15 protein-coding genes are annotated in these 14,598 nt (G+C 70.1%); 12 read left to right on the plus strand and 3 right to left on the minus strand.

Annotation, left to right across the window (positions count from 1 at the left end; genetic code table 11):
* Window positions 1–57: 57 nt before the first annotated feature.
* Window positions 58–1,083 (plus strand): uroporphyrinogen decarboxylase, encoded by a 1,026-nt coding sequence (gene hemE, locus QFZ21_RS15405; RefSeq protein WP_307379260.1) that lies wholly within the window; start codon window positions 58–60, stop codon window positions 1,081–1,083.
* Here hemE and QFZ21_RS15410 read toward each other — a convergent pair.
* Window positions 1,041–1,964, minus strand: a complete 924-nt coding sequence (locus tag QFZ21_RS15410; RefSeq protein ID WP_307379263.1) for an NAD(P)H-binding protein — start codon at window positions 1,962–1,964, stop codon at window positions 1,041–1,043. The two genes, hemE and QFZ21_RS15410, sit on opposite strands and share 43 nt — an antisense overlap.
* Window positions 1,965–2,029: 65 nt before the next feature.
* Between QFZ21_RS15410 and QFZ21_RS15415 the strand changes: the two genes are divergently transcribed.
* The 10 genes from QFZ21_RS15415 (at window position 2,030) to QFZ21_RS15460 (ending at window position 10,036) form a co-directional block, all read left to right on the plus strand.
* A complete protein-coding gene (locus QFZ21_RS15415) occupies window positions 2,030–2,362 on the plus strand; it encodes a metalloregulator ArsR/SmtB family transcription factor (protein WP_307379265.1) in 333 nt (110 codons plus the stop codon).
* A gap of 26 nt (window positions 2,363–2,388) precedes the next feature.
* Window positions 2,389–3,933, plus strand: a complete 1,545-nt coding sequence (hemG, locus tag QFZ21_RS15420) for a protoporphyrinogen oxidase (protein WP_307379268.1) — start codon at window positions 2,389–2,391, stop codon at window positions 3,931–3,933.
* 144 nt (window positions 3,934–4,077) lie between these two features.
* A complete protein-coding gene (locus tag QFZ21_RS15425; RefSeq protein WP_307379271.1) occupies window positions 4,078–4,482 on the plus strand; it encodes a hypothetical protein in 405 nt (134 codons plus the stop codon).
* A gap of 1 nt (window position 4,483) precedes the next feature.
* The gene (locus QFZ21_RS15430) at window positions 4,484–4,891 is read left to right on the plus strand and encodes a phage holin family protein (protein WP_307379273.1); all 408 of its coding nucleotides are present in this window, start codon (window positions 4,484–4,486) and stop codon (window positions 4,889–4,891) included.
* Entirely contained in the window at window positions 4,878–5,153 is a 276-nt protein-coding gene (locus tag QFZ21_RS15435; RefSeq protein ID WP_307379276.1) for a hypothetical protein, read from the plus strand. The genes QFZ21_RS15430 and QFZ21_RS15435 overlap by 14 nt, the downstream gene beginning before the upstream one ends.
* Before the next feature lie 62 nt (window positions 5,154–5,215).
* Window positions 5,216–5,893, plus strand: a complete 678-nt coding sequence (gene hemQ, locus QFZ21_RS15440; RefSeq protein WP_307379278.1) for a hydrogen peroxide-dependent heme synthase — start codon at window positions 5,216–5,218, stop codon at window positions 5,891–5,893.
* Window positions 5,894–5,901: 8 nt separating this feature from the next.
* Entirely contained in the window at window positions 5,902–6,897 is a 996-nt protein-coding gene (gene hemC, locus QFZ21_RS15445) for a hydroxymethylbilane synthase (protein ID WP_307379281.1), read from the plus strand.
* Window positions 6,894–7,688, plus strand: a complete 795-nt coding sequence (locus tag QFZ21_RS15450; RefSeq protein WP_307379284.1) for a uroporphyrinogen-III synthase — start codon at window positions 6,894–6,896, stop codon at window positions 7,686–7,688. The genes hemC and QFZ21_RS15450 overlap by 4 nt, the downstream gene beginning before the upstream one ends.
* Window positions 7,685–8,680, plus strand: a complete 996-nt coding sequence (gene hemB / locus QFZ21_RS15455; RefSeq protein WP_307379287.1) for a porphobilinogen synthase — start codon at window positions 7,685–7,687, stop codon at window positions 8,678–8,680. Before QFZ21_RS15450 ends, hemB begins: the two co-directional genes overlap by 4 nt.
* A gap of 30 nt (window positions 8,681–8,710) precedes the next feature.
* Window positions 8,711–10,036, plus strand: a complete 1,326-nt coding sequence (locus QFZ21_RS15460) for a glutamate-1-semialdehyde 2,1-aminomutase (protein WP_307379289.1) — start codon at window positions 8,711–8,713, stop codon at window positions 10,034–10,036.
* A 149-nt stretch (window positions 10,037–10,185) separates the two neighbouring features.
* On the opposite strand, the gene QFZ21_RS15465 is transcribed toward QFZ21_RS15460, so the two are convergent.
* Window positions 10,186–11,700 (minus strand): HNH endonuclease signature motif containing protein, encoded by a 1,515-nt coding sequence (locus tag QFZ21_RS15465; RefSeq protein ID WP_307379291.1) that lies wholly within the window; start codon window positions 11,698–11,700, stop codon window positions 10,186–10,188.
* 135 nt (window positions 11,701–11,835) lie between these two features.
* On the opposite strand from QFZ21_RS15465, the gene QFZ21_RS15470 reads away from it, so the two are divergent.
* Window positions 11,836–12,285: a hypothetical protein gene (locus tag QFZ21_RS15470; protein ID WP_307379293.1), complete on the plus strand. Its 450-nt coding sequence runs from the start codon at window positions 11,836–11,838 to the stop codon at window positions 12,283–12,285.
* Between the two features lie 81 nt (window positions 12,286–12,366).
* Here the strand turns inward: QFZ21_RS15470 and QFZ21_RS15475 are convergent, their stop codons facing one another.
* On the minus strand, window positions 12,367–14,514 hold the full coding sequence (locus QFZ21_RS15475) for an ATP-binding cassette domain-containing protein (RefSeq protein ID WP_307379295.1): 2,148 nt from the start codon (window positions 14,512–14,514) through the stop codon (window positions 12,367–12,369).
* Between the last annotated feature and the right edge of the window lie 84 nt (window positions 14,515–14,598).

The raw sequence follows: 14,598 nt of genomic DNA on the forward strand, positions 1-14,598 counted from the left end.
GCCCGAGAGAGCAGGCGTCTCCGCGGACTCATAACGACCGGATGGGAGGATGGACGCATGGCCCTCTCCGATGCTCCGCTGCTGCGCGCCCTCGCCGGTGTCCGCCCCGAACGCACCCCGGTGTGGTTCATGCGTCAGGCCGGCCGGTCGTTGCCGGAGTACCGCGAGCTGCGCGTCGGCACGCGGATGCTGGACGCCTGCCTCACGCCCGAGCTCGCGGCCGAGATCACACTGCAGCCGGTGCGTCGTCATGGCGTCGACGCGGCGGTGTTCTTCAGCGACATCGTCATCCCGCTGCGTCTCGCCGGCGTCGAGGTCGAGATCGAACCGGGGCGTGGACCGGTGTTCGCGAACCCCGTGCGTTCGGCATCCGATGTCGACCGGATCACGGCCATCGACCCGGAATCGCTCGACGGCACGGCGATCGCCGAGGCCGTCGCCATCGTCACGGCCGAGCTCGGAGACACTCCATTGATCGGCTTCGCCGGGGCCCCGTTCACGCTCGCCGCTTACCTCGTGGAGGGCGGACCGTCCAAGGAGCACCTGCGGGCACGGGCCATGATGCACGCGGACCCCGATTCCTGGAACCGCCTGGCCGGCTGGCTCGCCCGCGTCTCCCGTCGGTTCCTCGAGACGCAGCGCGACGCCGGGGCATCCGTCGTGCAGCTCTTCGACAGCTGGGCCGGCTCGCTCAACCCGGCGGACTACCGCAGGTTCGTCGCGCCGCATTCGGTGGCCGCGCTCGAGGGCATCGGCGTTCCGGCGATCCACTTCGGAGTCGGCACGGGACCGTTCCTGGCCGACATGCGCCTGGGTGGGATCGCCGACGGGGTCGGGGTCGACTGGCGGCAGCCGCTCGATGAGGCCGCCGCGATCCTCGGACCCGACGTGACCGTGCAGGGCAACATCGATCCGGCGCTCCTCGGAGCGCCCTGGCCGGTGCTGGAGGCGCATGTGCTCGACGTTCTCGAGCGCGGCCGCTCGGCACGGGCGCACATCCTCAACCTCGGCCACGGCGTTCCACCGGAGACCGACCCCGATCAGCTGACGCGCATCGTGGAGCTGGTCCACGCGCAGCGCTGAATCCGTCGCGCGATCCGCAGGTCGGCGAGCCCGAAGCGCCCGTCCGGAAGGGCGGCGCGGATGCGCTCGTCGCTGAACGGACGGTGGGGGCGGATGCCGAGCGGCGCCTCCGGCGCGGGCGGCACGGCTTCGCTCACGCCTTCGGCGAGCATCCGCGCCTGCGCCTTCGCGACCAGCGGCACGACCATCGCCCACTCGGTGAACTGCGCCAGGATGCGGATGGCCCAGGTGGGTACCGGCACGTAGGCGGGACGACGGCCGGCGACGCGGGCGATGCGGCGGACGGCCTCGCCGAGCGTCACCTCGTCGGCTCCCATGACCGCGACGGTCGGCTCTTCGATGCGTCCTTCGAGAGCGGCCACGAGCACATCCACCGCGTCGTCGACGGGGACGGGGCGTGCCGTGCGCTCGCGGTATCCGACCGTCCAGAAGAACGGCAGTGTCCGCACCGCGCGAGTGACGTGATCGACCATGTGGTCGCCCGGGCCGTAGATCATGCCGGACTTGAGGATCGTGTGCGGGATGCCGGAGCCCCGCACGATCTCCTCCGCCTCCCACTTCGACTCGTGATAGCCGGAACCGCAGTCGGGTCGCGCCCGCAGGAAGCTGACCAGGACGATGCGCCGCACCCCAGCGCGGCGGGCGGCTTCGACCACGGCTCTGGTGCCGTCGACATGCACGCGCTGGAACGTCTGGTCGCCGATCTCGCGGTTGATCCCCGCGCAGTGAGCCACCGCGTCGCAGCCCTCGAAGGCGGCGGCGAGAGCGTCGACGTCGGTGATGTCGACTCCACTGCGGCGCGAGATGACGACCGTGTCGTCGAGGCGCTCAGCGAGGTTCCGTCCGACGAATCCGGTGCCCCCGGTGATGGCGACTCTCATGTCGACTCCTTCGCTTGTTAGCTATCAGGCTAAAGAGTATCTAGCAAGAGTGCTATATTGCAACCATGACAGACAGCGCATCCGACATCTTCGCGGCGCTGGCCCACCCGACCCGGCGCCAGATCCTCCAGGACCTCAAGGCCGGTGAACTCGCGGCCGGTGAGATCGCCTCGCGGTTCTCGGCGAGCGGACCCACGATCTCGCGCCACCTGAGCGTGCTCCGTCAGGCCGGCCTCGTCAGCGAACGGCGCGATGCGAACCGCATCCTCTACTCCCTCGTCGGAGAGCGCCTGGCGCTCTCGGTCGGCGACTTCCTCTCCACCGTGTGCCCCGAGCAGATCGTGCTCCGAGAGGTCCGCAAGCGCGGCCGCGGGAGCGCGACCCCCGTCGAGGCCTGATCCGCTCCGGTGCGAGAATTGACGGCATGACCGCCGACTCCTCCCGCGCCGAGCGTGCCTCCCGCGCGGCGCCCGCCGACCTCGCGGCCCGCGCCGCTCGCAAGCATGTCGTCGTCATCGGTGGCGGCATCGGCGGGCTGATCGCCGCCCGCGAGTGCGCCAAGATCGGCATGCCCGTGACGGTGCTCGAAGCATCGGATGCCGTCGGCGGCGCGATCCGGCGGGCCGAACTCGACGGCGTGGTCGTCGATGCGGGAGCTGAGAGCTTCGCGACCCGAGGCGGGCACGTGCGCGCGCTCCTGGAGGAGCTCGGGCTCACCGACCGCATCGTGGCACCCGAGGCCGGCGGCGCCTGGCTGGCGGGCATTCCCGGTGTCGGTGCGGCTCCGCTCCCGGTGGGCGGAGTCCTCGGCATCCCGGCGAATCCGTTCCAGGACGACGTCCGTCGCGTGATCGGCTGGTCGGGCGCCTGGCGCGCGTACCTCGATCGGGTGCGGCCGCCGTTGACCATCGGGCACCAGCTCAGTCTCGGCCGACTGGTCGCCTCGCGCATGGGTGCGAAGGTGCGCGACCGTCTCGTGGCGCCGGTCACCACGGGCGTCTACTCCGCCTCGCCCGACGACGTCGACGTCGACGTCGCGGCACCGGGGCTCAACGCCGCGCTCACCCGCGTCGGATCGCTGTCCGGCGCGGTGCAGGCGCTGCGTGAAGAGGCCGCGGCGCGTGCGGCGAAGGCCGGCGGCACCGAGGTCGCGAAGGCGCCGGGTGCTGCCGTCGAGGGACTCTCCGGCGGCATGGGTGTGCTCGTCGACGCGCTGGTCGCGGATCTGGCGAAGCTGGGCGCGAAGGTGCGCACCGGTGCGCGGGTTCTGTCTGCGACGAGGGCGGGCGAAGGATGGACGATCGAGGTCGAGGCGGATGCCGAGACGGACGAGTCTCCGGACGAAGCCACGGACGCGGACGAGATCACCGCCGACGCACTCATCGTCGCGACATCCGAATCGGTCGCCCGCGCGCTGCTCGAGGCCGGCATCCCCGCGCTCGCGGCGGCCGAGTCGTCGTCGGCGCCCGAGATCGAGGTCATCACCCTGCTGCTCGACGCCCCGCAGCTGGCGGCGGCGCCGCGCGGCACCGGGGTGCTCACCGTGCCGGGGAGCCACACCGCCAAGGCGCTCACGCACTCGACCGCGAAGTGGCGCTGGCTGCGGGAGGCCGCGGGTGACCGGGAGATCGTCCGGGTCTCGTTCGGCGCCCAGGGTGAGCCCGCTGCCACGGCAGGCCTGAGCGACGAGGCCGCCGCCGCTCTGGCCCTCGAGGAGGCCGGCGCGCTGCTCGGCACGCCGCTGACACCGGACGCGCTCCTGGCCGCGCACCGCGCACGATACGTGCAATCGCAGCCGGCCTCGATCATCGGGTCCGGCGAGAGGCGCACCTCCGCCCGTGCCGCCGTGCAGGCGGTGCCCGGGCTCGCCGTCGTCGGCGCCTGGCTTGCGGGAACCGGCCTGGCGCAGGTCATCCCGGATGCGACCGCCGAGGCGGATCGGCTGCGGCGCGCCCTGTTGTGGGACTGATGAATCCCCATGTGTCAACCCCTGCGCCTTCTAGATGCCGAAATCGGCATACGGAGCTACGCTGAGTACCTGGCAGGCGGGCCTCGCGGCCCCCGGTCGGTGCCCATTCGGGCGAATGAAGCCGGAACAACGTGAGGAGACCCCATGAAGGGGAAGATCGGACTCGTCGTAGGACTCGGCGTCGGCTATGTCCTCGGCACCCGTGCCGGACAGGAACGCTACGAACAGATCAAGAAGCAGTGGCTGAAGGTCTGGAACACCGATCCGGTGCAGGACCAGGTCGAGAAGGTCAAGGATTTCGTCGGTGACAAGGCAGCGGCCGTTCCCGGCGCACTGTGGACCGGCGCGGTGAAGGTGGTCAAGTCGGTCAAGGGCAACGGCAGCCCCGGCCAGAAGCTCGACGCCGTGATCGCCTCGGGCAAGGAGGCCGCCGAAGAGGTGGCCGACGCGACGGACGACGCCGTCGACGAGGTCAAGGCGAAGACCGCCAGCGGCTCCTCCTCCGCCGGCGCCGTCAAGAAGCCGACCCCGAAGAAGCCCGGCGCCTGACATGCCTCGCGGATACCGGGATCGCGCGGACGACAGTCTGCTGACACTGCTGGGCGACCTGCCCGAACTGGTCACGAAGCTCGTCAAGGCCGAGATCGATGCGGCCAAGGCGTGGATCTCGAAGACCGCGAAGGACGCCGGGATCGGTTCGGTCTGGTTCCTCGTCGCGCTGTTCTTCCTGTTCTGGGCTGTCCCGGTCATCCTGGTCTTCGCGATCGCCGGGCTCTCGTCGTGGTGGCCCGTGTGGCTCTCCGCGCTCGCCGTGTTCGGCATCCTGATCGTCGCGGTGCTGCTGTTCGCACTGCTCGGCATCCTGAAGTTCCGCAAGCTCCTCAAGCGGCAGAACCCTGCGCAAGCGGTCGCCGAGGACATCCGAATCGTGAAGGAGGCCGGCGATGACCAGTTCTGACTCTCTGGTGCCGCGCACCGTGGTGCCCGCCGGGATCGTCGACGATCGGGCATCGGCCCGCGCCGAGCTGAAGGCGGCGCTGGCCGCGATCGAGATCAAGGGCAACATCCCCCGCCGTGTCGAGAAGGCGTCGACGCGGGCGATCGCTCGTGCGCGTGTCTTCGCCGACCGCAACCCGATCGGTGCGGCTGCGGCCGCGGTCGGCATCGCCGCCACCGTCGGCGGAGTCGTCTGGATCATCGCTCGCGCGATCGCGCGCTGAGTTCCGTCGGCGTGGCCGGCCCCGCGTTCGCGACCCCTCCGCAAAGGGGGCAGACTGGAGACATGTCCGAAGAGCGCGAAGACAACCCGTCCGGATTCACCCTCTGGGCGGTCTGGCGACGCAACCCCGACGTCCCGGTCACCGAATCCGACTCGACCGAGCTCGAGACGATCGTCTCCTACGTCGAGGACTCCGGGGTGACCGTCCGCGGGTTCTATGACGTCTCCGGGCTCAAGGCCGACGCGGACCTCATGGTGTGGCTGCACGGACCCACGGCCGAAGAGCTGCAGAAGGCCCTGCGGCGACTTCGCCGCACCGAGCTGCTGCGATCGCTGCTCCCGGTGTGGAACGTGATGGGGGTGCACCGCGATGCGGAGTTCAACCGAGCCCACGTGCCCGGATTCCTCCGCGGTGTCGAGCCCAAGGACTGGCTCTGCCTCTACCCGTTCGTGCGGACGCCCGAGTGGTATCTCGCGCCGGAGGAGGAGCGTCGGAAGATGCTCGCCGACCACGGACGCAAGGGTGCGGCGTTCACCGGCGTCATCGCGAACACCGTGGCCGCCTTCGCGCTCGGCGACTACGAGTGGCTGCTTCCGCTCGAGGCCGATGAGCTCACCGAGCTCGTCGACCTCATGCGCGACCTCCGCTACACCGATGCGCGTCTCTACGTGAAGGAGGAGGTGCCCTTCTACACGGGGCGCCGCCTGCGCTTCGACGAGATCGCGGACGTACTGCAGTAGGTCGAGCGATGAGCACCTCGATCCGCCTGGGAACCCGGCGCAGCGCTCTCGCGCAGGCGCAGTCGGGTCATGTCGCCGCCGCCCTCGAGAAGGTGTCGGGCCGTCGCGTCGAGCTGGTCCCGATCACCAGCGAGGGCGACACGAATCGAGCGTCGCTCTCCGAGATCGGCGGGCAGGGCATCTTCGCCACCCGCCTGCGCGAGGCGCTTCTCGCGGGCGAGTGCGACTTCCTCGTGCACTCGCTGAAGGACCTGCCGACCGCGATCCCCGAGGGGCTGGTCATCGCTGCGACGCCGCCGCGGGTGGACGCCCGCGACGTGGTGCTCACCCGGGACGGGGTTCCGCTCCACGAACGGCACTCGGGAAGCACGATCGGCACGGGCTCGCCGCGTCGGATCGCGCAGGTGCGCCGCCGGTCGCCGCACGCCGAGGTCGTGGACATCCGCGGCAACGTCGACTCCCGGCTCGCGCGGGTCGCCTCCGGAGAACTGGACGCGGTCATCCTCGCCGCAGCAGGGCTGTCGCGGTTGGGATCGGACTCGCCGCTGCATCGCGAGGAGCTCGGCCTCGCCGAATGGCCGACCGCTCCGGGGCAGGGTTCGCTCGCGGTGGAGACGAGGGCGGATGCTCCGGCAGAACTGCTCGCGGCGCTCGCCGAGCTCGACGACGCGAAGACGCGGCTGGCCATCACGGTCGAGCGCGCGATTCTCGAAGGTCTGGATGCCGGTTGTCAAGCCCCCATGGCCGCGCACGCCGTCGTCGAAGGGGCCTCGATCCGCGTCAGGACGGTCGTCTACGCGGTGGATGGCAGCCGCCGGATCGGCCTCGACGTCACGGAAGCCCTGAACGGGGAGTATATTCGTCGGAACGGCAGTGGCAATGGAGCGAATGCTGCCGATGGTGCAGACCCGATGAGCGCAGCGCGCGAGTTCGGGTTCACTGTTGCCCGTCGGCTGCTCGATCAAGGGGCGGCTGGACTCGTCACCCGAGAGCATTCCTCATGACATCCGATTCGAAGCAGGACCGACCGTTGGACGGCTGGCGCATCCTCGTGCCCCGGGGCGGGCCGTGGGGCGACGGCGTCGCCGCGAGCCTCCGCGCCCAGGGAGCCGTGCCCGTCGTCGCACCCCTCATCAACTTCGCTCCGACCACTGACCAGGCCGGCCTCGACGGCGCGCTCGAGCAGCTGGCCGCCGGAGCCTTCGACTGGTTGACCGTCACGAGCGCCACCACGGTCGATGTGCTGTTCGCGCATCGCGCCGTCGTTCCGCGCTCGACGCGGATCGCAGCCGTGGGCGAGACGACCGCAGCCGCGCTGCAGGCCGTGGGCTACGAGGTGGCCCTCGTTCCCGAGCAGGACAACTCCGCCGAGGGCATGGCCGAGCAGCTGATCGCTCTCGAGTCCGAGCCGCGCCGCATCCTGGCCCTGCGCAGCGAGATCGCGAAGCCGGTGCTCAGCACCCTGCTGTCGGATGCCGGGCACGATGTGGCCAGTGTCGTGGCGTACCGCACGGTCGGAGTGCCCGTCACCGAGCGCATCCGCCGTGATGTCGAGAACGGCCGGATCAACGCGATCCTCATCACGAGCGGGTCGGTCGCCCAGCAGGTGCGCGAGCAGTTCCCCGAGATCCCGGATGAGACGCTGCTCGCGGCGATCGGCCCCCGTACCGCGCAGGACGCCCGCAAGGCCGGGTTGTCGGTGTCGGTCGTGGCAGACCGCCAGACGGTCGACGCGCTGATCGATGCGGTCTCGCACTTCACGCTTCCGCACGCGGCCGACGAGTTCGCCCCGTGAGCTTCCCCGAAATGCGGATGAGGCGCCTGCGGCAGTCGCCCGCGGTGCGCGGTCTCGTGCGCGAGACGTCGCTGGAGCCGCGTCAGCTGGTGCTGCCGATGTTCGTGCGAGAGGGGCTGACCGAGCAGGTCGCCATCGGGTCGATGCCCGGCGTGGTCCAGCACTCGATCGACTCCCTGCGGTCCGCCGCCGTCGAGGCCGCGGAGGCCGGCGTCGGGGGAGTGATGCTGTTCGGTGTGCCGGCGGTGCGCGATGCGCGCGGTTCCGGCGCCGATGACCCGCGCGGCATCCTCAACGTCGCCACGGAGGCCCTCGCGGCTGAGGTCGGCGACGCGCTCGTGGTGCAGACCGACCTGTGCCTCGACGAGTTCACCGATCACGGACACTGCGGCGTGCTTGCCGCGGACCCTTCGTCGAGCTCAGGGATCAGAGTCGACAACGACGCGACCCTCGAGCGGTACGCGGCGATGGCGCTCGCGCAGGCGCGGGCCGGATCGCAGCTGCTCGGACTGTCGGGGATGATGGACGGCCAGGTCGCCGTCGTCCGTGCCGCTCTGGACGCCGAGGGCTTCACCGACACCCTGCTGCTGGCCTACGCCGCGAAGTACGCGAGTGCGTTCTACGGGCCGTTCCGCGAAGCGGTCGACTCTCAGCTCACGGGCGACCGGCGCACGTACCAGCTCGACCCGGGCAACCGACGCGAGGGCGTTCGCGAGGCTCTCGTCGATGAGGCGGAGGGCGCCGACATCGTGATGGTGAAGCCGGCGATGTCGTTCCTCGACGTGCTGCGCGAGGTGCGCGATGCCGTGCGTATTCCGGTATGGGCATACCAGGTGTCGGGCGAGTACGCGATGATCGAGGCCGCGGCGGCGAACGGCTGGATCGATCGCCGGGGCGCGGTGCTGGAGTCGCTGCTGTCGATCCGCCGCGCCGGCGCCGACGCCGTTCTGACGTATTGGGCGACCGAGGCCGCCCGCTGGCTGCGCGACTGACTCTCGTCGCGCATCATCGAGGAGAGTGCTGTGACCGACCGCAATGACGACCTGTTCTCCGCTGCCCGCGCGGTGATCCCCGGCGGGGTGAACTCGCCGGTGCGCGCGTACGGCTCGGTCGGCGGTACGCCGCGTTTCCTCGCCTCCGCGAAGGGCGCGACGGTGACGGATGCCGCGGGGCGCTCGTACGTCGACCTCGTCGCCTCGTGGGGCCCGGCGCTGCTCGGCCACGCGCACCCGGAGATCGTCGCCGCGGTGCAGGAGGCGGCGGCGCGCGGACTGTCGTTCGGTGCGCCGACCGAGGGCGAGGTCGAACTCGCAGAGCTGATCGCGGATCGGGTGCGGTTCGGCGAGGTCCGGCCGGTGGAGCGCGTGCGCCTGGTGTCGACCGGCACCGAGGCGACCATGACGGCGATCCGTCTGGCCCGCGGCGCGACGGGACGCGACCTGCTGGTGAAGTTCGCGGGTCACTACCACGGTCACTCCGATGGGCTGCTCGCCGAGGCGGGTTCCGGAGTCGCGACCCTGGCCCTTCCCGGGTCGGCGGGCGTGCCGGCGCCGATCGCTGCGCAGACGCTCGTGATCGGCTACAACGACCCGGAGGCCCTTGCGGCGGTCTTCGCGGAGCACGGCCCGCGCATCGCGGCGGTCATCGTCGAGGCGGCGGCTGCGAACATGGGAGTGGTCGCACCGCTCCCCGGGTTCAACCGTCTGATCGCCGACACCGCCCACGCGCACGGCGCCCTGATGATCCTCGACGAGGTGCTCACCGGATTCCGCGTGCACCCGGCGGGTTTCTGGGGGCTGCAGGCTGCGGCGGGCGAGACGTACGTGCCCGACATCATCGCCTTCGGCAAGGTCGTCGGCGGAGGGATGCCGTTGGCCGCGCTGGGCGGTCGCGCCGAGATCATGGATCTGCTCGCTCCGCTGGGCCCCGTGTATCAGGCGGGGACGCTCTCCGGCAATCCGCTGTCGGTCGCAGCCGGTCTCGCGACGCTTCGCCTCGCGACGCCGGAGGTCTACGCGGCCGTGGATGCGGCATCCGCTCGTCTCGCCGCGCGCCTCGATGCTGCGCTGGCGGACGCGGGGGTGACGCACGCGGTCGCGTCCGCGGGGAGCCTGTTCAACCCATCGTTCCGTGCCTCTGCGCCGCGCGACTACGCCGAGGCTCAGGCGCAGGAGTCGTTCCGCTACGCGCCCTTCTTCCACTCCATGCGCGAGCAGGGCGTGGCGCTCCCGCCGAGCGTCTTCGAGGCCTGGTTCCTCACCGCGGCACACGGCGAGGAAGAGCTCCAGGTCATCGAGGCGGCGCTTCCGGCGGCTGCCGCTTCCGCTGCAAGCGCGGTGCGCGTCTGAGCTGATCGCTGGTCGCTGGCCGCTGATCGCTGATCGGTGATCGCTGATCGGTGATCGGTGGGCGCAGATCGGTGGGCGCAGATCGGTGATCGCTGATCGCTAATCGGTGATCGCTGGGCGCAGATCGCTGAGGTGACTGACGGGCGTGCTCAGACGAACATGACCCTGCGCGGCACGGCATCCGTGTAGACCCGACCGAGGGGGCTGATCCACTCGATGTCTCCTCCGGGGAGTTGTCGGGCCGACCATCGAAACCGGTCGGGGATGTCGGGATGCTTCAGCACATGGTGCCCGGTGCAGAAGTGGGCGAGGTTGTCGTTCGACGTTCTGCCGCCCTTGGCGTGATCGTGGTTGTGGTCGATCTGGCAGCGGTGCACCGGCACGCGGCACCCCGGGAACCGGCAGTGCTGGTCTCTCGCCCGCAGGTGTCGACGCATCGCCTCGGTCGGGGAGTAGGTGTCGGTGGATGTCACCATTCCGGTGCGGTCGAGGAACAGTCGTGACCAGGAGCCGCCCAGACCGGCGATCGAGCGGGCGATGTCAGGGTGCAGGGGGCCGACTCCGTCGAGCTGTGCCGGGCGATCATCGGCACCGGCGAGCGTCGATGCGGCGATCGTGACCTGGACTCGGGCCTTGATGCCCTCGAGGCCGGTTCCGCAGGCGGCGCTGGGGTCGCTGGCGAGCAGCAGATCGGCGAGCAGGTCGGCCCGCACCTGATCGATCGTGCGCTCATCGGAGGGCACGTGCTCGATATCGAAACTCGGGTCGAGCGCGAACGTGCCGCCCTCCCCGTGGATGATGTGCTCTTCGCCGACTCCGGGCTGTGCGCGGTGGTGAGCCTTGTGTCCTGCGCCGTCGTGGGCGCCATCCTCTGCGCGGCACCGCGTGCCGTGCTCGTTGAGGATCTCGTCGTCGCGGCGAGGATCGTCCGGCATCAGATCGGTGAGGAAGATCGCGTCGGGGCCGAAGTCGCGAGCGCCGGACGGGCGTACGGGGTCGGCGTCGTCGCGGGTGGCGATCAGCTGCTGCGCGAGGGCGGTGAGGCGGTCGATGATCGCCGCGGCAAGGTACTCGGGCAGCACGACCTGGATCATGGCGAGGCCGTCGTCGAGCGAACGCATCGTGACGGTTCTCTCGCCGGCCGCCCGACGGTGTCGCTCGTTCACTGTCTCTCCGGCAAGAGCCGCAGCGATCTGCCGCAGCAACGCACGCGTGCGCATCGGGGAGTCGCGTTCCGCCACGACCAGGGCCGCAGTGTCGTAGAGTCCGAGAGTCGCGGCATCCACGCGTCCGTCGCGGACAGCCTGACGCACGATCGCCCCTGCCCGGACGATCTCTCTCACATGTGCGGCGGTGATGTCGCCGCGCCGGAAAGATTCGCGCACCGCCGGATGGTCGGCATCGAGGAAGAGCGCATCGGCGAACGCATACTCCGTGCCGCCCTTGGACAAGTGGCCCGCGGCGGAGTACTCCGCGATCATCGAGCGGTGGATCGCGTCGCGGTGATGCGGGTGCTCGCGCACATCGTCGTCGAAGACCCGCACCCGCTCGGCGAGGAGCGTCGACGCCTGGGCCTCGAGCGAGGCGATCTGACGTCGCTTCGCCACCCACGCATCGAGCAGCGCCTGTCGCTGCTCGATGTCGTCGATGTGAAGGGAGGTCATGTTCCGAGTGTAGTACATATATTCGAATAATGGAAGCAGAGATTCGAGCGAACTGGCGCCTTCCCACAACGGATCGTTGCCTTCCTGTGAGCAACTTCCAGACATCTGGCAGGGGTGCGCTGGCAGACTGGGAGCATGGTGACGTTGCTGCTGGACCAGACGCAACTGGAGGTCGTGCTCTCGCCGATCGAGCGTGCCGCCACCTTCCACCGCGAGAACGTCCGCATCGCCCGAGACACCATCACCAAGGTGCAGCTCACGGAAGACGCCTGGACCTGGCTGCGCGGTGTCCCGAACCCCGGAACGCACATCCCCGGCGTCCTCGCTGCGGGCAGTTGGAAGGCGGCGGGAAGCCTCGACTTCGTGCTCATCCGGCGTCGGCGCCCGAGTGTCGTCATCGACCTCGAGGGCGACGAGCAGTACCGACGGCTGATCCTGACCACCCGTCACGGCCTGTCGCTCACTCAGGCGCTGCGCCTCGACGTGTCGACGGAGCCCGCCGACGTCGAGGAGATCGTGGCCACCGCGCCGGTCCCCGTCTCCAAGGGCAGCCGGCGTCCGGTCATCCGACCGCGTCCGGCCTGATCGACTGACGCCTCAGCCCCGACATCACAGAGAAGCCCTCCACACGTTCCGTGCGGAGGGCTTTCTCGTCAGTGGGGGCGCTCAGCCGTGGTGGTGCTCATCCCCGTGGTGCTCGCCGTGCTGGTGTTCGCCCTCGTGGCGGTCACCTTCGTGGTGCTCGCCCTCGCCGGACGCCTGGTCCTCGGCGACAGAAGGCTCCTCGCCCGCACCTTCATCGGATCCCTCGTCGCCCGACGACTCCGACTCCGACTCCGCGGCGAGCGGAACCGTGTCGATCACACCGGTGGACGCGACGCTCCACTGCGCGCCGTCGTCGCCGGCCGCGTCATCGGTGGCCGCCTCGCCGAGCGGGTAGTCCTTCGGCTCGTCCTCGTAGTAGGCGCGCGCTGCGGCCGCGAGCATGGTGCTCACAGCGGCCGAGCGGGGATCGTCCTCGCCCTGCGCCGCATGATTCTCGCCGTCACCGTCGGCGGCAGAGTCGGTCGCTCCGTCCTGCGTGGTGGCATCGACGGATGCTGCGTCCTCAGCCGCTTCTCCCTGCCCCAGCTCGGCGAAGAATTCCACACCTACGGGTTCCTCCGAGCTCTCGGAAGTCTCGGACTCGGCATCCGCCGAGTCGCCGCTCTCCGCCTCGGATGACACCTCGCCGGCCGCCTCACCCTGCTCGGGAGTCGCGAAGACCTCGGCGACGTCGTGGCGGTTCTCGCCGGCAGCATCCTCGGTCGGTGAGGCAGCGGGTGCCGGCGCGGCCGCGCCGAACAGGATCTCGTCGAACGAGCGCACCGGCGCATCCGACTGCTCATCCTGCGTCTGGTCGGTCGCGGTATCCGTCGCGGTCTCGTCGTCACCGGATGCCGTGGCACCGAGTTCATCGGCGGCGGCGCTCTCGTCGACGGAGTCGGCGTCGACACCGTTCTCGTCGACACCGTTCTCTTCGGCGGAGTTGTCGTCGACACCGTTCTCGTCGATACCGTTCTCTTCGGCGGAGTTGTCGTCGACACCGTTCTCGTCGATACCGTTCTCATCGACAACGTTCTCGCCGGCGTCTGCGTCAGTCTCTTCCGAGTTCACTTCCACCGTCGCGCCCTCGGCAGCGTCTTCGGCAACGGCGCCCTCGGCAGCGGCCTCTTCGGCAACAGATCCGTCATCGACGCTGCCCTCGTCGGCAGCATCCGCCGTCTCGCTCTCCCCGACGACCCCCGGCACCCCGGCAGCGCCCGCGAGCGCAGCCGTGACCCCGGCAGCCCCCGCAACAGTTCCGGCATCCGCCTCGGCCGCTTCGGCATCCCGCGGGACCACCACCTGCTGCGCGGCACCCTCGCTGCGCGGCGCGAACTTGCCGCCGCGCACCAGGTCGATGAACACGTCTTCCAGAGTCGGGCCGCGCTGCACGAGAGTGCTCAGCGCAATGCCGGCCTCTGCGGCGACGGCGCCGACCGTTCCCGCATCCCCGCCGCGGACGGTGAGCCCGGAGCGCAGCACCTCGACGTCGAAGCCGGCCGTCGTCAGTGCGACGGTGAGCGCAGCGCGATCCGCGGCATCCACCACCACGGAACCGGCCTTCGGATCGGCCAGGGTCTCGATGCCGCTCGCGAGGACCAGCTTGCCCTTCGACAGCACGAGCACGTTGTCGGCGACCTGCTCGATCTCGCTCAGCAGATGCGACGACACCAGCACGGTGCGACCCTCGTCGGCCAGGCGGCGCATCAGCAGACGCATCCAGCGGATGCCTTCGGGGTCGAGGCCGTTCGCAGGCTCGTCGAACACGAGCGCACCGGGGTCGCCGAGGAGGGCGTTCGCGACGCTGAGCCGCTGACGCATCCCGAGCGAGAAACCGCCGATGCGGGAGTCGGCTTCGCTGCCCAGACCGACCTGCGCGAGCACCTCGTCGACGCGTGCGAGGGGAATCCCGTTCGCCTTCGCCGCGATCGTCAGCTGACGGTTGGCGGTGCGGCGGGGACGGTAGGCCGTCTCCTCCAGGACCGAGCCGATCGTGCGCAGCGGCTGGCGGAGCTCCGCGAAGGCGGTTCCGCCGATCGTCGCGGTACCGGATGTGGCTCGCACCTGACCGAGCAGGATGCGAAGAGTCGTGGTCTTGCCTGCTCCGTTCGGGCCGAGGAAGGCTGTGACAGCACCGGGCTCGACGCGGGCGGAGAAGTCCGAGACGGCGGTCACCTCATTGAAGCGCTTCGTCACATTCGTGAACTCGAGCACCTGTCCGTCGGGCATCCGCGACCTCTCGTTGCAATGAACAGTTCCCCCTATCCTGCCGGAAAAGCCCCCGGATCGCGTATTTCATGCGGATTCCGACCC

It is taken from the genome of Microbacterium sp. W4I20, assembly GCF_030816505.1.
Classification (GTDB): domain Bacteria; phylum Actinomycetota; class Actinomycetes; order Actinomycetales; family Microbacteriaceae; genus Microbacterium.